Below are 19869 nucleotides of genomic sequence, written 5' to 3' on the forward strand. Positions count from 1 at the left end.
CCGGCATATCCCTATCCTTCGCATGTGTCACGGTGAGCTGGGAGAAACCGCTTCAATTCACGGAGTACGGCCGGCATGTCGGCCATGACGCGCTCGTTGGTGAAACGCAGAACCGCGTATCCGTCCTTTGTGAGCCTCGCGTCCCGGAGCCGATCCTCGGCGAGCCTGCCCGGGTGACGGTGTTCGGGACCGTCGAACTCGACGAGGCAGCGCTCGTCCCGCCACAGCAGGTCCACCCGGATGGGATCGGCCGGCGGGTGCGGCCGGTAGGTCTGGTTCCAGGCCCGTCCAGCGGCCCACCCGTGGGCGCCGAGTGCCCGCTCCAGCGCGGACTCCACGAAACCGGCCGGGTGCGGACGCCCCTCCGTCGCCGGGGAGACGACGGTCCTCTCCAGCTCGCGGAGCACGTCGGCGACCGTTTCCCGTACCGTCCGTCCCCTGGTCGGGACATAACCGAATATCGCTGGAAAACCTGCCGGCAATGCGTCCGCCGACGGCGTGACGATCGCGGAATCCGGCTCGCGTACCCACACGACGTGGCACGTCGGCAACTCGGCCCATGACTGCGCCACGCCGTTTTCCTTCGTTGTACGGGATAAGTCCTTGCCGAGGCTAGGGGAGCACACAGGGCGGCGTATACGTTTTTAGGAAAATGTCATCATTATTAGTCCGGAAACCGGATACCACCGATACGACGGCCGGATACCGTCACGAACCTGCTTGTCACCGCTCATCGGTACAGGAGATGGCCGGAATGGATCCGGGATATCGATGTCCCATCCGGGACCGCGTCATTTCCGGGCCGTTTCGAAGCGGTCGGCCAGCGCGAGAAACTCGTCACTCCAGCCGCTGGAGAGCGCGACCTCCTGGATCGGACCGGTCGGCGCGAACAGCGTCGCGAACCCCCGCGGAATCCGGCGGCCCACGCCGATCCGGGCGATCGCGGCGTCGATCTCCGCCAGCGCCGCGTCCGCGTCCTCCCAGGAGGACCACGCGAAGTCGTTGCCGGGCCGGGCGAGGAGCGCGCGCACCTCGCCGAGTACGTGCGGGAGATCGGGGTGCGCTGTCATGGCCGCAGTCTGCCCGAGCGTGACGGCTCCGTCGACCCCGCACGGATCGGGAAAACGGCCTCCGCGCCGACGCGTACCGTCTCTGACCTGCGGTTAAAAGTCCGGGCAGGAGCGACGGCGCGTATGCTTAGCATGCGTCAACTAATTCTCCGCCAGATTGGGAAGCAGCGATGAGCGCAACGGTGTCCGGCGACGCGCAGCTCGCCAGCCGGTTGAGCATCGCCGTCAGCCGGCTGCACCGGCGCGTCCGGATCGCCACCAACGACGTGCCCCCCTTGCAGCTGTCCACCCTGGTCTCGATCGAGGCTCACGGCCCGCTGCGCCTGGGCGAGCTGGCCCAGCGCGAGGCCGTCACCGCGCCGACCATGAGCCGCGTCCTCGTGGCGCTCTGCCACCGTGGCCTGATCGTCCGTACGATCGACGCCGAGGACGCGCGCTCCGTCCGGGTGGGCATGTCGCCCGAGGGGATCCGCGTGCTCGCCGAGGTGCGCGCGCGGCGCGCGGAGCTGCTCGACATTCGGCTCGCCCGGCTCAGCCCGGAGCAGCGCGAGGCGCTCGCCACCGCGCTGCCCGTGCTGGAGGCCATGATCTCCGAGGAGTACTGAGCCGGACATCCCCTGAAAGGTGCTCGGCTCGATACCCGCCGGAACATCCTCTCGCCCGGCCATCTCCTCCCCTTCGGGAAATGACAGGAAGGAATGGCGGGAGGCCCCCGCGAGGTCGTGGATTTCCATCGGCGGGTATTGTCTTTCCCGATCTTCATATCCTGGCCTGTGGCAGAATGTGATGGATGCGGTTCCATGCCGACCTGCACATTCACTCGAAATACGCCCGGGCCTGCAGCAGAGACAGCGACCTGGAGCATCTGACGTGGTGGGCGCGGCGTAAGGGCGTCGCGCTGATGGGCACCGGCGATTTCACGCATCCGGCGTGGTTCGAGCACTTGCGCGAGAATCTCGTACCGGCGGAGCCCGGATTGTTTCGGCTGCGTGAGGACATCGGCCTGGACGCCCTCGGGCCGCCCCCCGCCGGTGTGGTCCCCGGCCAGGTGCGGTTCATGCTGTCCACGGAGATCTCCACGATCTACCGGCGCGGCGAGCGCACCCGCAAGATCCATCACCTGGTCTACATGCCGGGCTTCGACGAGGCCGCGGCATTCAACGCCAGGCTCGAACGGATCGGTGACCTGAGCGCGGACGGGCGACCCGTCCTCGGCCTGGACTCCCGTGGCCTGCTGGACATCACCCTGAGCAGCGGTGACGGCGCATACCTGGTACCGGCCCACGTCTGGACGCCGTGGTTCGGCGTCTTCGGTTCGAAGTCCGGGTTCGACGCGATCGAGGAGTGCTACGGCGAGCTCTCCGACCACATCTTCGCGCTGGAGACCGGGCTGTCCAGCGACCCGGCCATGAACTGGCGGGTCTCCGCCCTCGACCGCTACCGGCTGGTCAGCCACTCCGACGCCCACTCGCCGCCCATGGTCGGCCGCGAGACCACGGTGTTCGACACAGACCTCGACTACTTCGCCGTCCTGCGGGCGCTCCAGACCGGGACCGGGTACGCGGGAACGACCGAGTTCTTCCCCGAGGAGGGCAAGTACCACGTCGACGGGCACCGCAGGTGCGACGTCCGGATGGATCCCGAGGAGACGCGGGGACGCGGCGGGATCTGCCCCGTGTGCGGGAAGCCGCTCACGGTGGGCGTGCTGAGCCGGGTCCGGGAGCTGGCCGACCGGCCCGGCGGCTTCCGGCCGGAGGGCGTCGCGGGCTTCCGCAGCCTCGTACCGCTGCCGGAGATCATGGGTGAGATCCTCGACGTGGGGCCGAAGAGCAAGAAGGTCCTCAAGGAGGTCGACAGGCTCACCGCCGCCCTGGGCCCCGAGCTGAGAATCCTGGAGGACGTGCCGGTCGGCGACATCGCGGCCCACTCACCGCCGCTCGCGGAGGCCGTCGAGCGGCTGCGTCGCGGCGAGGTGATCAAGGAACCCGGGTACGACGGCACGTACGGCGTGATCCGGCTCTTCGAACCGGGCGAGTTGGAGCGAATGGACGAGGACACCGCCCCGACGCTTTTCTAGGCTTCCCCCCGGCCTTCCACGGTTCCCTTCACGGCAACGACTCTCTTCACGGCAACGACTCCCTTCACCGCAACGCGCTCATCCTGGCGAGGGCGGCGGCGAAAAAGGACCGTGGAGCCTGCGCGGCCACGACGAACGCGTCCGCCGCGGTGTCCACTTCGGTGAGGCGGGGCATCAGGGCGACGCTCAACCCGGCTTCCCCCAGTCTCCGCAGCTGGATCTCGCCGGTGGCCGGATCCGACATCGGGACGCCGCGCAGGAGGGCGGGGTCGGGGGCGCGCAGCCCGAGCAGCCAGAATCCGCCGTTCGCCGCCGGGCCGAACACCGCGTCGTAGGCGCCGAGCAGGGACAGGGCGTAGACCAGCATGTCCGGAGTCACCTGCGGGGTGTCCATGCCGATGAGCACGGTGGGCACGGGCAGGAGCCGGTGGGCGTCCTCGAAGGTCGCGGCGAGCCGCTCGTCCAGCCCGTTCCCGCGCTGCGGCAGCACCGTGAACCCGTTGGGAAGCCAGGGGCCCGGGTGCCCGTCGAGCGCGAGCACGCGCCGGGAGGCCGGGACGCGGGCCACCGCGCGCAACGTGTCCTCCAGCGCGGCGGCGGCCAGCGCGGCGGCCTCGTGCGCGGTGAAGGGCGGGATCAGCCGGGTCTTGACCCGCCCGGACACCGGCTCCTTGGCGATCACCACGACCTGGCCCCTGAACGGCCCGCCCTGGGACGGCACCCGCCGCGACGGCTCACCCCGGACCGGCCGGTTCTGGAACGCCCCCCTGTCCGGGCGGGAAGGCACCGTGTCGATCTCCATCGTGCGACGCTAAGGCCACCGGGCGGGCTCACCCCCGAGGGGTGGTGGCGTGCTGTCAAGAAATGACCGGTTCGGGCCTGCGACGAGAAAGTGACCGGCGCCGTGGTGGGGGCCGACGCCTGGACCGGACGAAGTTTCGCCCCCCGGATGACCCGCGATTGACGGTCATCTCTTCCAGATACAAATCCTACATTTCAAATGAATTCCGAAATATCGTGAGATATTTGCCAGCCCTGTTCGCCTCCCCTAATCTCAGCGATCATGAAGATTCGAATGATCATGGCGGCGGCCGGGGCGTCCGTCCTGCTGCTCTCCGGTACGGCCACCGCTGCCGCCACCGCGTATCCGATCGAGGACGCCTCCGTCCTGACCGGCAACGACCTCTACGGCGCCGGCAAGCTGCCCGCCGCGGGGTGTGCCCAGAGGCCTTCCAAGGGGAAGACCATGGCCTCGGCCTCCAAGCACGTCAAGGCGATCGTCGCGTGTCTGGAGACGACCTGGGGCTCCTATCTCAAGGAGGCCAACCTGCCCTACGTGCCGGTCCAGTTCGAGTTTCAGGACAGGATCAAGAATCCGTGCCACCACGCGGCGCGCTATCCCAAGTCGGACGTCTCCTACTGTGGCGGCCGGGCCTGGTTCGACGTGCAGATCCGTCCGGACTGGCTCAAGTCCTCCAGTGACCTCGACATCTTCGCCAAGCTGAGCGCCGCGTACGGCCACCACGTGATGAACATGGTCGACATCGCGGAGGGGTACGCCGCGCTGCGCCACGACACGAACGTCGAGGCCGCCGAGCAGTACCGCCGTTACGGCATGCAGGCGAAGTGCCTGGCCGGGGTGACCGCGAAGAGCGTCTGGTCCACCCTGGGCTACTCGTCCAAGGACCTCGGCCGCATGCTGGACCTGATGAAGGTCGACGCCGACACCCAGGGCAAGAACAGCATCTACGGCAAGGGCTCCACCATCGTCTCCTGGGCGAAGCGGGGCTACGCCTCCGGGAACCCGAAGTCGTGCAACACCTGGATCGCCTCCTCCGGCAAGGTCCTGTAATCCGGCCGGAGAGACCTGTGCGGCACCCCGCCCGCAAACCGTGGCCGGGCCCCGGTGACCCGCCTCCCGGCTACCAGCACTCGACGAACTGCCGGCTGCTGCTCTGGGAGGACTGGTAGCTCTCGTAGCCGGGACCCCAGCTCCAGGTCTCCGTGGTGTCGCCGTTCTTGACGGTGGTCCTCCCGGTGGACGGATAGCCGTCCATCGAGGGGGGCCGGGGCGGGATGAGGGCGGCGGACGCGACCGGCGCGGCGAGCGCCACCGCCGAGATCGCGAAAACAGCGGCGGCGGCGAGACATCGGGCAACGGGCATGAGCCCCCCTGGGACGTGCGAACGCTACGAAGGAGCTATCACCTGAATTTCGACAAAACGAACTAAGCAGACAATCAACACTTTCACCGAGTCGCGTTCTGGCGGGTTTTCCCGCCCCGGCGCGGGACGCGGCAGCCTCGCCCGACCGGCAGCGCTCGCGCGGACCCGTTTTCCCGATCATCCCGAGTAGCCTCACATCGGGCCTTCGGTGTGGATTGTCGCCGTTGAAAACCCGGCGAATTTCATGATTTCCAGCGAGACGTGCGCGTTTTCCACCACCTGTGGATAACCTCGCGGGGGCTCGGCTTCGAGCCTCCCTACCCGGCGTGGCCGGTGCGGCCGTCCGCCGTCTCGTGGTCGCCGATCGAGCGGAGCACGGCGTCGGGAACGACGAGGTCGGCGCGCGGGCGGGTGGTGGCGATGAGGTCGGCGTTGCGCTGGTCGGTTCCCATGGCCCAGGCCACCGCGGCGTCGTGGTCCTTGCCGAAGCGCTCGTGCCGGGAGACGAGGCGGCGCACGCGCTCTCCCGGGTCGAGGTCGCAGTACCAGACCTCGTGGAGCCCGGCTCGCACACGTGCCCAGTCGCCCCGGTCGAGCAGCAGGTAGTTTCCCTCGGTGACGACGAGCCGGGCAGCCCGGGGGATCGGGATGCTGCCCGCGATCGGCTGTTCCAGGTCGCGCTCGAACGCGGGCGCGTAGATCACGTCGTCCTCGTCCTCGCGCAGACGGCGGAGGAGGGCCGCGTATCCGGCGGCGTCGAAGGTGTCCGGGGCGCCCTTGCGGTCGCGACGCCCGAGCCGGTCGAGCTCGACGTCGGCGAGGTGGAAACCGTCCATCGGCACGTACGCCACCCACTCGCGCTCCGGCAGGCCCTCGGGGGGCGCCGACCTCAGCAGGTGGACCAGGTGCTCGGCGAGAGTGGTCTTACCGGCCCCCGGGCCTCCGGTGACGCCCAGCAGCGCGCGGTGCCCGTCTCGTACGAGGGAGCGCGCCCGGACCACCAGATCGTCGAGGGATGTCATCGGGGCCGGCCCGCGCGGAGCCGGTCGTCCCGGGCCGGGGCGGCCGAGGTGGTCGTCATCTGAACGAAAGTAGCCGAGCCGCCCGCCGACATCCAGCGGCATCCGGCGCTGCCCGCACGCCTCGACGCTCGCGTACCGGCCCCCGAGGCTCGCGGCCCCCATCCGGACCATGACGGTCGACCGGAGTCGATCGGGATCAGCCGGAGTCGGCGTTGAAGGACAGCTCGGAGGTCACCCGGTAGCGGTCGCCGCGGTAGATCGAGCGGGTGAACTCGACGATCCGGCCGCCGACGTCGCGGGTGGTGCGCTCGAAGAGCAGGGCCGGGGCGTGCTGGGGGACGTGGAGGAGCTCGGCCTCGGTCTCGTCGGTGACGGTGGGCTCTATCGTCTGCACGGCGGTGCGGACGTCGACGTTGAAACGTTCCCGCAGGAGCCGGTAGAACGAGCCCGACTCCATGTCGGCCGGGACGAGGCCGCCGACCAGCGCGTACGGCAGGTGGATGCGCTCTATCGCCATGGGCTCGTCGTCGACGACGCGCAGCCGCACGACCCTCAGGACGGGGTCGGCGGGAGAGAGCTGGAGCCGGGTGGCGAGCCGGGCGCCCGCGGGGGTGGAGCCGAACTCCAGGATGTGGCTGAGCCAGTTGCCCTCGGCGGGCGGCGCGTAGAACGAGTTGCCCGTGGTCGAGGCCAGCGCCTGGGTGACCCGGTGCGGCCCGGTGAACGTGCCGCGCCCGTGCTCGCGGACGAGAAGACCCGACATGACCAGATCGTCGATCGCCGCGCGCACCGTGGGCCGGGAGACTCCGAGCTCCTTACAGAGATCCCGCTCGGAGGGGATCGCCTCGCCCGGCTTCATGTCGGCGATGAAGTCGAGCAGGACGTCGCGCACCCGGTCGCGCTTGAGCCCGGACCTCATGTTTAGAGTCACCACCCCAGCTTACCAAGACCTTACCTATTTGTTACCTCTCATCCCAGAAAAAACAGGCCTTGACGTCAGAACTGGTAAGAGCCACCCTATGCGGAGCAGGCCAATTACTTACCAATATCTGACCTCTGGGAGTACCGATGGGGTACCGCCTCCGCGCCACCGCGGCAGTGTTGACACTCGCCGCAGGCCTCACCGCATGCGGCTCCTCCGAGCCGTCCCCCTCCGCGGACTCGCCCGGCTCGGCCGGTACCGGACAGGGCGCCACGAACCTAACCGTGTGGGTCATGCGGGACAGCTTCTCCGACGCCCTGCTCGACCGCTTCCGCACCGACTACCAGGCGGCCCACCCCGGCGTCGCCCTCGACATCCAGATCCAGGAGTGGGACGGCATCGGCCAGAAGGTCACCAGCGCCCTGGCCAGCAACGACGCCCCGGACGTCATCGAGGTCGGGAACACCCAGGTCGCCGAGTACGCCGCCAGCGGCGGGGTGAAGGACCTCACCGACAAGATCGCCGACCTGGGCGGCGGCGACTGGCTGCCCGGCCTCGCGGAACCGGGCAAGATCGACGGACGCCAGTACGGCATCCCGTGGTACGCCGCCAACCGGGTGGTCATCTACAACAAGGACCTGTTCGCCAAGGCCTCGATCGCCTCCCCGCCCAAGACCAGGGACGAGTGGCTGGAGGTCACGGCCAAGCTCAACAAGGGCGGTGACCAGGGCATCTACCTGCCCGGCCAGAACTGGTACACCCTCGCGGGGTTCATCTGGGACGAGGGCGGCGACCTCGCGGTCAACGAGGGCGGCACCTGGAAGGGCGGCCTCGGCACTCCCCAGGCACAGGCCGGGGTCGAGTTCTACCGGAAGCTCCAGGCGCTGGGCAAGGGCCCCAAGGACTCCGACGAGGCCAAGCCGCCGCAGGCCGACGTCTTCGCCAAGGGCGACGTCGCCCAGCTCATCTCCGCCCCGGGCGGCGCGGTGGCGATCGAGAAGGCCAACCCGGAGCTCAAGGGCAAGCTCGGTTTCTTCCCGATCCCCGGCAAGACGGCCGACAAGCCGGGCGCGGTGTTCACCGGCGGCTCCGACCTGGTGATCCCCGAGGCCTCGAAGAACCCCGAGGCGGCGTACGAGGTGGTCAAGGCGCTGGCGGGTGAGAAGTTCCAGACCGACATGGCCAAGGAGATGAGCTACGTGCCCAACCGCGTCTCCCTCGCCGGCGTGCTGGACGGCAACGAGGCGACGGCCGCGATGGCCGCGGGCGCCGCCAACGGGCACGCCACCCCCAACTCCCCCAACTGGGCGGCGGTCGAGGCCAAGAACCTGATCAAGGAGTATCTGACCAAGGTGCTCACCGGGGGCACCCCCGCCACCGAGGCCGCCACGGTGGACCAGAGCATCGCCGAGATCCTCAACACCAAGTCCTGACACCCGCCCGGTACGCCGGGCCCGGTGCGGGCACCCGCTCCCCGCACCGGCCATCGGCTCGGCGCACCGGTCATCGGCTTCCCGCACGACCTCGTCCACCGCACCGGCCCGCGGGAAGCCCGGACCGGATCCCCACCCACCCGTACCGCTCGCCCGCTCCGAGGAGTGCCATGCCCGCTGCCCCCCAGGCCCCGACGGGGCGCCCGACACGGCGGCGCGCCCGCGACCGGAACACCTCCGCACCCGAGCGGCAGGATCGGCCCGATCGATCCGAACCGCCCGGGCGGCCGGGACCGCCCGCGGCGCGATCCGGGGCGCGGCCGTCCCGGCTCACCGGCCTCTGGCCCTACCTGCTGATCCTGCCCACCCTGGCGGGCACGGCCTACCTGCTGCTCTATCCGCTGATCCGCAGCGTCGTCATCTCCTTCCAGCACTTCAGGACCGGTGAGCTGATCCGGGGCGGGGCGGAGTTCGTCGGCCTGGACAACTACGCGGAGGTGCTCGGCGGGGCGGAGTTCTGGGCCGTGGTGCGCAGGACCCTGATCTGGACGGCCGTCAACGTCGTCCTGATCATGGTCATCTCCACCGCGGTGGCCCTGATGATCGCCCGTCTGGGCCGGGGAATGCGCCTGGCCGTGATGGGTGGCCTGGTGCTCACCTGGGCCACCCCCGTCCTCGCCGCCACCACGATCTTCCAGTGGCTGTTCCAGTCGCGGCTGGGGGTGGTCAACTGGCTGCTGGTCACGCTGGGGTTCGAGTCCTTCAGGGACTACACCTGGTTCGCCGACGGCACGTCCACCTTCGCCATCCTGGTCGCCCTGGTCGTCTGGCAGTCCGTGCCGTTCGCCGCTCTCACCCTCTACGCGGGCCTGACCACCATCCCCTCCGAGCTGTACGAGGCCGCGCGGATCGACGGCGCGAGCGGACGGCAGGTCTTCACCGCCGTTACCTTCCCCATCCTGCGACCGCTCTTCGGCCTGATCACCTCGCTGGAGGTGATCTGGGTGTTCAAGTGCTTCGCCCAGATCTGGGCGATCAGCAAGGGCGGCCCGGGAGAGGCCACCACCACCCTGCCCGTCTACGCGTTCCAGGTCGCGCAGTCGCTCCACAAGTACGACCTCGGCTCGGCGATCTCCACTCTCACCGTGCTGATCCTGATCGCCCTGCTGATCACCCACCTCCGGCGGATGCTCAAGCACGAAGGGGAGGAACTGTGACCACCCTGATGTCGGGCCGGCCGACACCCGGACGCCTGCTGCGCCGCGCGCCGCTGAACCTCGCGGCCCTGGCCGTACTGGCCGTCTCGGTCTTCCCCGTCTACTGGATGGTGCTGACCGCGTTCAAGCCCACCAGGGACATCCAGTCGCAGACCCCGACCTTCTGGCCCGCCGACCCCACCCTGGAGCACTTCGCGACCGCGGTGAGCGCGGACGGTTTCTGGACGTTCTGGCGCAACAGCCTCACCGTCACCGCGAGCGCGGTACTGCTCGCCCTGGTGGTCGCGCTGCTCGCCGCGTTCGCGGTGGCCCGGATGCGCTGGCGCGGGCGCAAGGCGTTCATCCTGATGGTCTTCATCGCCCAGATGGCCCCCTGGGAGGCGCTGCTGGTGTCGATGTTCATCATCGCCCGCGACACGAACATGCTCGACAAGCTGTCGATGCTCACCCTCATCTACTTCATGACGACGCTGCCGTTCACCATCGTGACCCTGCGCGGGTTCCTCGCCGCGATCCCTCCGGAGCTGGAGGAGGCCGCGCTGATGGACGGGTGCGACCGGGCGGCGGCCTTCCGCCGGGTGGTCCTGCCGCTGCTCGCCCCCGGCCTGATGTCCACCTGCCTGTTCGGCTTCATCACCGCGTGGAACGAGTTCGCCTTCGCCAACGCACTGATCATCAAGAACCAGGACGACCGGACCCTGCCCGTCTGGCTCTCCTCCTTCAGCAACGTCTTCGGCACCGACTGGGGAGCCACCATGGCCGCCTCGACCCTCTTCATGCTGCCGGTGCTGCTGATCTTCCTCGTCCTGCAGCGCAGGGTCACCTCGGGAATGATCGCCGGCGCCGTCAAGGGGTGAGCGGACCTCCCCCAAGGTCCCCTCACCACGTCCTCCCACCGCCCCCGCCCTCTCAACCACGTCCTCTCACCGCCACGCCCTCTCACCGCCATGCCTTTCTTGTCGCCATGCCCTCCCACCGTCCACAGGCGTGCCCTCCCGGGGCGCCGTGAAGGGAAGACCAACGTGATCATTCCGAGGCCACGGGAAGTGGCCGTTGACGGAGGTTCCGTCGCGTTCCGGCGAGACCTCCTGCGGCTGATGCCCGACGACCCGTCCCTCGACGAGGAGGGTTACCGCCTCGACGTCTCCCCCTCCGGCGTCGAGCTCACCGCCGGCGGCCCGGCCGGCCGCTTCTACGGCTCGCGGACCCTCTCCCAGCTGGGGCCGCTGATCCCGTACGGGACGATCGAGGACCGGCCGAGGTTCGCCTGGCGCGGGGTGATGCTGGACGTCGCCCGGCACTTCATGCCCAAGGCGTTCATCCTGCGCCTCGTCGACCTGCTCGCCGAGCACAAGCTCAACGTGCTGCACCTGCACCTGACCGACGACCAGGGATGGCGCCTGGAGATCGAGCGCTACCCCCTGCTCACCGAGGTCGGCGCGCGGCGCGGCGGCTTCTACACGCGGGAGGACATACGGGAGATCGTCGCGTACGCGGCGGAGCGTTTCGTCACCGTGGTGCCCGAGATCGAGATGCCCGGCCATGTCCAGGCCGCCGTCGCCGCCTACCCGCGGCTGGGCAACGACCCGTCCCGCGAGGTGGAGGTCTGGTCGGAGTGGGGGATCAGCGAGCACGTCCTCAACCTTGAGGAGTCCACCGTCCGCTTCTGCCAGGACGTGCTCGACGAGGTCGTCGAGCTCTTCCCGAGCCCGTACGTGCACGTCGGAGGGGACGAGTGCCCCACCACCGAGTGGGAGCGCGGTCCCCGGGCGCGGCAGCGGCTGGCGGAGCTGGGGCTGGCGGGACCTCAGGACGCGTGCGCCTGGTTCATCGGCCGGATGGCCACGCACCTGGAGAAGCACTCGCGCAAGCTGGTCTGCTGGGACGAGCCGGACCGCGAGCCCACTCCCGGCGCCACCGTCATGATCTGGCGCGACGAGCAGGCCGACCGCGGCGGCAACGACATCATCCTGGCGCCGCACACGCGGACCTACTTCGACTACCGCCCCTCGGCCGCGCCCTTCGACGACCAGCCGGCCGATCCCGACCGGCCGACCGTCCAGGAGGGCGTCCTCACCCTGGCCGACACCTACGCGTTCGCACCCGACCCGGCCGCGCGGGGCGTGCAGTGCCAGCTGTGGACCGAGTACATGCCCACGCCCGAACGCGTCGAGTTCATGGCCCTGCCCAGGATGTGCGCCTTCGCCGAGGTCGCCTGGGGCTCACCCGGCGACTACCCCGACTTCCTCCGGCGGCTCGGCCCGCACCTCGCCCGGCTCAGTGCCCAGGGCGTCCGCGGCGGCCCGCTCATCCCCTAGAGCCCGCAAATCCCGGGAAGCACCCAGGAAAGGAAAGAAAGTGCGCAGAAAGCTGTTACTCGGCGGACTCGTGTCCGCCATGCTGCTCACGCTCGTGGGCGTCGCGGCCAACCCGGCCAGCGCCCAGCAGTCCGTCAGGCTCCAGTACAAGACGAGCGCCACCGGAGCGACCGCCGACCAGGTCGAGCCGTGGTTCAACCTGGTCAACAGCGGCACCTCGGCCGTGTCGCTGAGCGGCGTGAAGATCCGCTACTACTTCAAGGCGGACGCCGGATCACCGCAGTACCGTTTCGCGTGCTCGTGGGCGGTGGTCTCCTGCTCCACGGTCACCGGGACCTTCGGGACGCTCTCCCCCGGTACGGCCACCGCCGACCGCTACCTTGAGGTGGGCTTCACCTCGGGGAACCTCGCGGTCGGGGCGCAGACCGGTGACCTGCAGCTGCGCTTCCACCGCGCCGACTGGCAGCGGCTGACCCAGAGCGACGACTACTCCTTCGGCCCGGCCCGCACGACATACGGCGACTGGACCAAGGTGACCGTCTACCAGAACGGCGCCCTGGTCTGGGGCACCTCGCCCTCGGGCGGTGGCGGCGACCCGACCCCGACGCCCACCCCGACGATCACGAACCCTCCCGGGGGCAGCGGGGTGGTGTTCGACGACTTCGCGTACAGCAACGCCGACGACCCGAACATCTCCGCGCACAACTGGACCGTGCGCACCAACACCGGCGGCCCCGGCGTGCCCGGCGCCAGCTGGCCCAAGCAGAACGTGACCTTCCCGACGGTCTCGGGGACGAACAAGGCGCTGCAGCTCAAGGCCGTCACCGACGGCACCGCCGCGGGCACCCAGCAGTCGGAGGTGCTGCACCAGCGCAAGTTCCTGGAGGGCACCTACGCGGCCCGGGTGAAGTTCTCCGACGCCCCGGTCAGCGGCCCCGACGGGGACCACATCGTGCAGACCTTCTTCACGATCACCCCTCTGGCCGCCGACATGGACCCCAACTACAGCGAGCAGGACTTCGAGTATCTGCCCAACGGCGGCTGGGGCGAGCCCGCCAACATCATGTACGCCACGTCGTGGGAGACCTACCGCAACGAGCCCTGGCAGGCGGTGAACGTCCACACCGAGGTCAGGCAGAGCTACGCGGGCTGGCACGACCTGGTCCTCCAGGTCTCCGGCGGCCAGATCAGGTACTACATCGACGGCGCCCTCTTCGCCGAGCACGGCGGCGACTACTACCCCGAGACGGTGCAGTCGGTGAACTTCAACCTCTGGTTCATCAGCGGCGGTCTGGTCGGCAGCTCGACCTCGCGTGACTACGTCCAGCAGGTCGACTGGTTCTACCACTCCAAGAACGAGGTCGTCGCCCCCGCCACCGTCCTGAGCCGCGTCAACAACTACCGCTCCGCCTCGACCACCTGGGTCGACACCGTCCCCAACTCCTAACCGCCCTCCCGAGTATGAGTACGGCCCGCGGTCTCCCCAGACGCGGGCCGTACGTCTTCCCTTTCCATGAGGGCCGGCGTCTCTTCGGAGACCGGCGCTCTCTCGGTGGTCGGCGCTTTCTCGGTGGTCGGCGCCCGGAGGGTACGGACCTGGGGAGAGAGCAGCGCCGCGAGCGTGGCGACCACGACGAGACCCGAGCAGCCGAGCAGGGCGGTACCGGGGCCGACGGAGGCGGCGACGGGACCGGCGGCGAGGATGCCGAGGGGCGCCAGGGCCAGGGAACCGAACCAGTCGTAGGAGCTGACGCGGGAGAGCGCGTCGGGCGGTATCTCGCGCTGCATGGTGGTGGTCCACAGCACGCCGAACACGTCCCCGGCCACACCGGCGGCGAACATCGCGACGACGATCGTCCACAGCGGCGCCCCGGCCCCGAGGAGCACCATCGGCAGCGCCGTGGGAAAGGTGGCCAGGACCGCGAGAAGCATGGGACGCCGGGGTCTGAGGCGCGCGGCGAGGCCCGCGCCCGCGACGGTCCCCAGCGCCTGGGCCGCGACGATCAGCGCCCAGGAGCTCGCTCCGTCCAGGTCCCGCTCGGCGACCAGGGGACCGAGCACGCCGACGTTGGCTCCGACGGCGGCGACGACGAAGGCGTACTGCACCACCACGACCCACAGCCACTGGCGCGAGACGAACTCCCGCCAGCCGTGCCGCAGGTCGGACCAGCCGGAACCCATGGAGACCCGGAGCCGTCGGGGCAGGCGCATGGCGCGGATCAGCGCGGCACTGACGAGGAACGAGGCGGCGTTGAGCGCCAGGGCCCATCCGGCGCCGACCAGGGCGACGGCGACACCGGACAGCGCCAGTCCCAGCACCATGGCGCCGTTCCTCGCGACCCCGAGCAGGGCGTTGGCCTCCTGCAACCGCTCCCTGGCGACGACCTCGGGCACCACGCCGGTCATCGCCGGTACGAACAGGGCGGTGGCCACTCCCGCCAGGGTCGCCAGCAGCGCCACGGCGAGGATCGGCGCGTCGCCCGTCAGGAGCATCACCGCCAGCCCGCCGTACGCGGCGGTTCCCAGAACGTCGGCGATCACCATCAGCCCGGACCGGGAGAACCGGTCGGCCAGCACGCCGCCGACGAGGATGAGCAGCAGCTGCGGCACGGCCTGGCACGCCAGCACCAGGGACAGCTGCGCGGGGGTGCTCCCGGGAATCGCGAGCACGCCGAACGCCAGGGCCACCCGGGCGAAACCGTCACCCAGCACGGATACCGTCCGAGCGGATGCGAGCAGGACGAAACGCCTCTCTCTCAGCAGGACCGCGGTGGGAGAGGGTGTCGCCATGCCACGTCAGCGTAGACGCGAAAGCGCCGCCGACGGCATACCGGGAAGACCGGCGGGTCCGAGGTATGGATCGGCGCGGCCGTACGCGGCGGACGAGAAGAGCGAAGGGAAGCGGCGCGGAAGACCGGCGAGGCGAGGCCGGGGCGGCGAAGGGGGAGCGGCGCGGAAAGCCGGCAGGGCCAGGTCAGGACAGCTGCGAGGAGGCGGCGCGAAGGGCCGACAGGGCGAACTCGGTGGCCTGGCGACCGGCCTCCAGCATCTCCTCGGGTGAGGCGCCGTTGCTCATGCTGACGAAGGCGGCGAGCTTGGCACCGCCGATCACCGCGCCGACGGCCGCCGACGCCTCGACGAGGCTCAGCTCCTCCGGGCATGCCCGGTGCAGGGCCTCGGCGAGCTCCCGCTGGCTCTCGAAGAGGAGCAGCAGGCTGCGCGCCCGCAGCGAGGGGACCGTCATGACGAGGTAGTTGACCGGGCCTACCGCGCTCTGGAGTCGCTCGTCGAGGGCGAGCATGGCGAAGGCGGAGGTGACGGCGCGGGTCAGCAGGTCGATCGCCCGGTCTTCCGGACGGGGCTCCGCGACCACCCGCAGCACGCGCTCGATGCCCTCGCGCGAGTTGTGGAAGATCACGTCCTCCTTGCTCGCGAAGTAGCTGAAGAAGGTGCGCGTCGAGACCTCGGCGGCCGCGGCGATCTCCGAGACGGTGGTCTGCTCGTAGCCCTTCTCCATGAAGAGCTCCAGCGCGGCGGCGATGAGCGCGTGCCGGGTGCGGAGCTTCTTACGTTCGCGCAGTCCCAGGACCTCACTCATGCGGGCAGCTTAATGCATCTGACCATACTCTGCACCTATTGTAATTTTGCACTTGATGTAGTTTTCTGGATGGGACGAAGCGCATCGCCGCAGAGGAGCGCGAGATGACACAACCCCACCCGGCCCATCCGGAAGCGGTCACCTTTCCCTTCGAACACCCCAGTCCCTTCGAACCGCCCGAGCGCCTGGCCGAGCTGCGCGAGGAGCGGCCCGTCACCCCGATGGTCTACCCGGACGGCACGATGGGCTGGCTCGTGACCGGCTACTCCGCCGTACGGTCGATCCTGGCCGACCCCCGGTTCAGCTCCCGGCGCGAGCTGCTGAACGTCCCGGTGCCCTTCCCGCTGATGCAGGAGATGCGCCGTCCGGCCGACCCCGGCCTGTTCATCCGGATGGACCCGCCCGACCACACCCGCTACCGGAAGCTCCTCACCGCGCAGTTCACGGTGCGGCGGATGAAGCAGCTGGAGCCCAGGATCCACGAGATCACCGAGGAGCGGCTCGCCGCGATGGAGAAGGCCGGGCCTCCCCAGGACCTGGTGCGGGAGTTCGCGCTGCCCATCCCCTCGCTGGTGATCTGCGAGCTGCTCGGCGTCCCGTACGCCGACCGCGACGAGTTCCAGCGATCCACCGCGGTGCTGCTGAACCTGGAGTCCTCCATCGAGGACATCCGCGCGACGATCGCCCGCTTCAGCACGTTCTTCATCCGGCTCATCGAGGCCAAGCGGGCCGACCCGGCCGACGACCTGCTCAGCGGGCTGGTCGCGGGCGGCGAGCTGACCGACGAGGAGCTGAGCAACGTCGGGTTCCTGCTGCTCGCCGCCGGGCACGAGACGACGGCGAACATGCTCAGCCTCGGCACGTTCGCCCTGCTCCAGCACCCCGACCAGCTCGCCGCGCTGCGCGCCGACCCCTCGCTGATCGACAACACGGTCGAGGAACTGCTGCGCTACCTCGGGATCATCCATGTCGGCCCGCTCCGCGCGGCCCTGGAGGACGTCGAGGTGGAGGGACAGCTCATCAAGGCGGGAGACCCGGTGGCCCTCTCGATCCCGGCCGCCAACCGCGACCCCGCGCGCTTCTCCGACCCCGACCGGCTGGACATCACCAACCCCGCGACCGGGCACCTGTCGTTCGGGCACGGGCTGCACCAGTGCCTCGGCCAGCAGCTCGCCCGCGTGGAGATGCGCACCGCGTTCCCGATGCTGTTCGACCGCTTCCCCGGCCTGCGCCTCGCCGTACCGGCGACGGAGGTCCCCATGCGCGACACAATGTCCATCTACGGTGTACGGGAGCTGCCGGTCAGATGGTAGGAGACGAAATGAAGGTCACCACGGACGTCGAGCGGTGCATCGGAGCGGGCATGTGCGCGCTCACCGCACCCGAGGTCTTCGACCAGAGCGAGGACGAGGGCCTCGTCGTGCTCCTCGACGAGACGCCCCCGCCCGAGCTGCACGCCGCCACCCGCCGGGCCCGGCAGCTGTGCCCATCGGGCGCCATCTCGGTGAGCGACCCGGACGGTTCCCCGGCCTAGAGGGCCCGGTGGCGACCAGGGCGGTCCAGGGGTGCCGGTGAGCGACCAGGACCGGTTCCCCGTCCAGAGCCGGGGGGCGAGCGCGCCTCGCCCCCCGCCCGTGGTCCCAGGCGGCGGCCCTCGGGGCCCGGCGGCGCACGCGTGATCAGGGACCGGCGGGACGTAGGGGAAGGTCCGGGTCGGCTTGGCGGGGACGGAGTCCCTGGTCAGGCCGATCGTGAACGCGGTGTTGGTGGCGAGGGAGAACATCACGTCCGGCGCGTTGTCGGTGAGCGAGCGGCCGTTCCACTGGTCGAAGCCGTAAACCGCCGGGGTTCCGACGGTGTAGGGCAGCACGTTGGGGAAGAGCCTCTCGGCGACCGACCTGCCGTACGCGTGCGGGTCCTCGGCGGTGCCGTAGGCGCCGACGACTCCGGCGACCATGTCGGCGACGACCTTGCCGAAGTTCTGGGGGTCGTCGGCGGGCCGGGTGACGTTGAGCCGGTCGCCGAGATCCCCGTCGTGCTGGGTGAAGAGCGGGTGGACCATGGGATGACCGGCGCGGTTGACGGCACGCCGGCCACCGGCGTCGGTGGCCAGGCTGGTGAGGGCCCACACGTTGACGCGCCGGTCGTCACCGGCGACGGGAAGCAGGTGGCCGTCGGGGACTTCGAGCACGATGGCGTACACCTTGTTCTCGGCGAACAGGTTCCTCGCGCCCGTTGGATCCCATGAGGACAGGTCGGCCCTGGCGCCGTCCGCGAAGGCCCTGCCGATCGCCGCGAGGATGCCGGGTTCGATCCAGAAGGGATCGCTCGCCTCGCCGGCCCACAGCCGCAGGCCTCCGTCGGAGCTGATCTGCCGGCCGGTGGCTCCCCGGGCGATCACGGCACCGGACGCGTCGGCGTCGCGAGCGTCCGCGCCAGCGAGGCGGCGCAGCTCCACGTTCTGGTTTCCCTCCGCGTCGCGCTCACCGAAGGTGAGGCGATAGGTGAGGTCCTCGACGTTGTCGCCATTGCCGTCGATCTTGAATTCGTACGTGGCCTCGGAGTGGAAGCCCCTGGGAGCGTCCTCACCGGCGATGGAGGGGCAGACGTCCATCACGAACACGGTGCCCGTCTCGCCGCGGAAGACGTACAGGTCGGTGATGTCCAGGCGGACGTCCCGCCGGGCGCCCGGTGAGTCAAGGTGATGGGACACGGCACTCTCCCGGTTCTCTTGATGACCTCGCATCACGACCCGCCCGCTCGCTCGCGGCGGGCATGCCAGGCCGGACAGGAAGAACTCGCTCGGTATGAGCGGGACTTTTCCCTCAACGTGAGGCCATTCCCACCGAATGGTGTGCATGGCCTATGCCTGGCTAAACATCGCCCCCCGGTCCGGTCAACTTCGGTGGCGTCCGAGGGCGACCGTGCCGCGATCTTGACATCCCATCCGGGAAAGACCGCAAGATTCTCGCGACCGCTCCGACCACTCATCGAAGGACGCGTCCCAACGACCATCGGAGAATGAAGATGAGCCTTCCGCGCATCGGCGTCAGCCTGCCGCACTTCGGGCCGCACGCCGGTCCCGACGCCCTCGTCACCGTGGCGCGGGCGACCGAGCGGCTCGGCTTCCACGCCGTGTCCGTCAGCGAGCGGCTGCTCATGCCCGTCGGGCCGGACTGGACCAACGACGCCGGCCTGCCCGAGTCCCATGTATGGGACTCGCTGGAGATGCTGACCTGGGCCGCCGCCCACACGGAGCGGATCCGGGTGAGCACCGGGATCGTGAACTCGATCTTCCAGCCGCCCATCGTCCTCGCCCGCAGACTGGCCACGCTCGACCGGCTGTCCCGGGGCCGCCTCGACGCCGGCATCGGCCAGGGCGGCGGCACGATGGAGCCGCCGTACTACATTCCCGAGGAGTTCGTCGCGGCGGGAGTGCCCGCCTCCCGCAGGGGTGCCGGGTTCGCCGAGCACGTGGCCGCGATGCGGGCCTGCTGGGGCCCCGACCCCGTCGAGCATCACGGCCGGTACTACGACATCCCGCCGTCCCTGGTCGGGCCGAAGCCGTTCGGGGCCACCATCCCGCTCTTCATCGGCGCGCTGACCCGGCACACCGTCGAACGGGCGGCGCGCATCGGTGACGGCTTCATCACCGTGGCCCTGGACTGGGACGAGACCCTGACCAGGATCCGGTGGTATCGGGACGCGGGCGGCACCGGCACGGTCGTGGTGAACACGATCCAGGCCTACCCCGGCACCCCGATCACGCCCGCCACGTTCACGGACGCCGTGCTGAACGACCTCGACCGCGCCGCGAAGGCCGGCGCCGAGGAAATGCACATCACCCTCAACCTCAAGCCCGTCGATCCGGACGGCCAGGTCGAGCTACTGGAGGCACTCGCCGGCAAGCTCGGCCTGCCTTCGTGACAAGGGGCCGGTGAACGGTCCGGCCTGTGTCCATCCCCGGTGGGAACGGTGCCCTCGCCACCTCTGACGAGGGCACCGCCGTGGCGGGCTCCGCCGTTGATCGCTCGTTGCTCTCAGTTG

19 protein-coding genes and 1 pseudogene are annotated in these 19869 nt (G+C 69.8%); 11 read left to right on the forward strand and 9 right to left on the reverse strand.

The genetic code is table 11. The features are described 5' to 3' along the window. Positions 1-11: 11 nt before the first annotated feature. Positions 12-572 carry an endonuclease domain-containing protein gene (locus tag ACSDR0_RS13020; protein ID WP_435289026.1) on the reverse strand — a complete coding sequence of 187 codons (561 nt, stop codon included), beginning with the start codon at positions 570-572 and terminating at the stop codon, positions 12-14. A 219-nt stretch (positions 573-791) separates the two neighbouring features. Beyond that, on the reverse strand, positions 792-1070 hold the full coding sequence (locus tag ACSDR0_RS13025; protein WP_435289027.1) for a hypothetical protein: 279 nt from the start codon (positions 1068-1070) through the stop codon (positions 792-794). 170 nt (positions 1071-1240) lie between these two features. Between ACSDR0_RS13025 and ACSDR0_RS13030 the strand changes: the two genes are divergently transcribed. Continuing rightward, entirely contained in the window at positions 1241-1675 is a 435-nt protein-coding gene (locus tag ACSDR0_RS13030; protein ID WP_435289028.1) for a MarR family winged helix-turn-helix transcriptional regulator, read from the forward strand. A gap of 185 nt (positions 1676-1860) precedes the next feature. After that, on the forward strand, positions 1861-3147 hold the full coding sequence (locus ACSDR0_RS13035) for an endonuclease Q family protein (protein ID WP_435289029.1): 1287 nt from the start codon (positions 1861-1863) through the stop codon (positions 3145-3147). A gap of 64 nt (positions 3148-3211) precedes the next feature. Here ACSDR0_RS13035 and ACSDR0_RS13040 read toward each other — a convergent pair whose 3' ends face one another. Beyond that, the gene (locus ACSDR0_RS13040) at positions 3212-3949 is read right to left on the reverse strand and encodes a TIGR04282 family arsenosugar biosynthesis glycosyltransferase (RefSeq protein WP_435289030.1); all 738 of its coding nucleotides are present in this window, start codon (positions 3947-3949) and stop codon (positions 3212-3214) included. 261 nt (positions 3950-4210) lie between these two features. Between ACSDR0_RS13040 and ACSDR0_RS13045 the strand changes: the two genes are divergently transcribed. Beyond that, positions 4211-4999: a neutral zinc metallopeptidase gene (locus ACSDR0_RS13045; RefSeq protein WP_435289031.1), complete on the forward strand. Its 789-nt coding sequence runs from the start codon at positions 4211-4213 to the stop codon at positions 4997-4999. Between the two features lie 70 nt (positions 5000-5069). On the opposite strand, the gene ACSDR0_RS13050 is transcribed toward ACSDR0_RS13045, so the two are convergent. The 3 genes from ACSDR0_RS13050 to ACSDR0_RS13060 form a co-directional block, all read right to left on the reverse strand. Then, the gene (locus ACSDR0_RS13050) at positions 5070-5312 is read right to left on the reverse strand and encodes a hypothetical protein (protein WP_435289032.1); all 243 of its coding nucleotides are present in this window, start codon (positions 5310-5312) and stop codon (positions 5070-5072) included. A gap of 317 nt (positions 5313-5629) precedes the next feature. After that, complete coding sequence (locus ACSDR0_RS13055) at positions 5630-6496, reverse strand: nucleoside/nucleotide kinase family protein (protein WP_435289033.1); 867 nt, start codon at positions 6494-6496, stop codon at positions 5630-5632. A 34-nt stretch (positions 6497-6530) separates the two neighbouring features. Next, positions 6531-7265 (reverse strand): GntR family transcriptional regulator, encoded by a 735-nt coding sequence (locus ACSDR0_RS13060; RefSeq protein WP_435289034.1) that lies wholly within the window; start codon positions 7263-7265, stop codon positions 6531-6533. A gap of 284 nt (positions 7266-7549) precedes the next feature. On the opposite strand from ACSDR0_RS13060, the gene ACSDR0_RS13065 reads away from it, so the two are divergent. The 5 genes from ACSDR0_RS13065 (at position 7550) to ACSDR0_RS13085 (ending at position 13671) form a co-directional block, all read left to right on the forward strand. Then, positions 7550-8689, forward strand: coding sequence for an extracellular solute-binding protein (locus ACSDR0_RS13065; RefSeq protein ID WP_435289035.1), 1140 nt, complete (start codon positions 7550-7552; stop codon positions 8687-8689). Between the two features lie 170 nt (positions 8690-8859). Beyond that, a complete protein-coding gene (locus tag ACSDR0_RS13070; protein ID WP_435289036.1) occupies positions 8860-9906 on the forward strand; it encodes a carbohydrate ABC transporter permease in 1047 nt (348 codons plus the stop codon). Next, positions 9903-10763: a carbohydrate ABC transporter permease gene (locus tag ACSDR0_RS13075; protein WP_435289037.1), complete on the forward strand. Its 861-nt coding sequence runs from the start codon at positions 9903-9905 to the stop codon at positions 10761-10763. The genes ACSDR0_RS13070 and ACSDR0_RS13075 overlap by 4 nt, the downstream gene beginning before the upstream one ends. A 189-nt stretch (positions 10764-10952) precedes the next feature. Further along, the gene (locus ACSDR0_RS13080) at positions 10953-12224 is read left to right on the forward strand and encodes a beta-N-acetylhexosaminidase (protein ID WP_435289038.1); all 1272 of its coding nucleotides are present in this window, start codon (positions 10953-10955) and stop codon (positions 12222-12224) included. Between the two features lie 40 nt (positions 12225-12264). Then, entirely contained in the window at positions 12265-13671 is a 1407-nt protein-coding gene (locus tag ACSDR0_RS13085; RefSeq protein ID WP_435289039.1) for a cellulose binding domain-containing protein, read from the forward strand. Here ACSDR0_RS13085 and ACSDR0_RS13090 read toward each other — a convergent pair. Both ACSDR0_RS13090 and ACSDR0_RS13095 read right to left on the reverse strand, forming a co-directional pair. After that, positions 13668-15014, reverse strand: coding sequence for an MFS transporter (locus tag ACSDR0_RS13090; RefSeq protein WP_435289040.1), 1347 nt, complete (start codon positions 15012-15014; stop codon positions 13668-13670). The genes ACSDR0_RS13085 and ACSDR0_RS13090 overlap by 4 nt on opposite strands. A gap of 184 nt (positions 15015-15198) precedes the next feature. Next, positions 15199-15822, reverse strand: a complete 624-nt coding sequence (locus ACSDR0_RS13095) for a TetR/AcrR family transcriptional regulator (protein WP_435289041.1) — start codon at positions 15820-15822, stop codon at positions 15199-15201. A gap of 104 nt (positions 15823-15926) precedes the next feature. On the opposite strand from ACSDR0_RS13095, the gene ACSDR0_RS13100 reads away from it, so the two are divergent. Both ACSDR0_RS13100 and ACSDR0_RS13105 read left to right on the forward strand, forming a co-directional pair. Continuing rightward, positions 15927-17135 (forward strand): cytochrome P450, encoded by a 1209-nt coding sequence (locus tag ACSDR0_RS13100; RefSeq protein ID WP_435289042.1) that lies wholly within the window; start codon positions 15927-15929, stop codon positions 17133-17135. 50 nt (positions 17136-17185) lie between these two features. Beyond that, positions 17186-17356, forward strand: a complete 171-nt coding sequence (locus ACSDR0_RS13105) for a ferredoxin (RefSeq protein ID WP_435289139.1) — start codon at positions 17186-17188, stop codon at positions 17354-17356. A gap of 384 nt (positions 17357-17740) precedes the next feature. Here ACSDR0_RS13105 and ACSDR0_RS13110 read toward each other — a convergent pair. After that, positions 17741-18682 (reverse strand): annotated as a pseudogene (locus ACSDR0_RS13110) (DUF4331 family protein); the annotation flags it as partial. Positions 18683-18843: 161 nt separating this feature from the next. Here ACSDR0_RS13110 and ACSDR0_RS13115 point away from each other — a divergent pair. Then, positions 18844-19749, forward strand: coding sequence for a TIGR03619 family F420-dependent LLM class oxidoreductase (locus ACSDR0_RS13115; RefSeq protein ID WP_435289043.1), 906 nt, complete (start codon positions 18844-18846; stop codon positions 19747-19749). The last annotated feature ends 120 nt before the right edge of the window (positions 19750-19869 follow it).

This window comes from Streptosporangium sp. G11 (assembly GCF_051192615.1).
In the GTDB taxonomy this organism is placed as follows: domain Bacteria; phylum Actinomycetota; class Actinomycetes; order Streptosporangiales; family Streptosporangiaceae; genus Streptosporangium.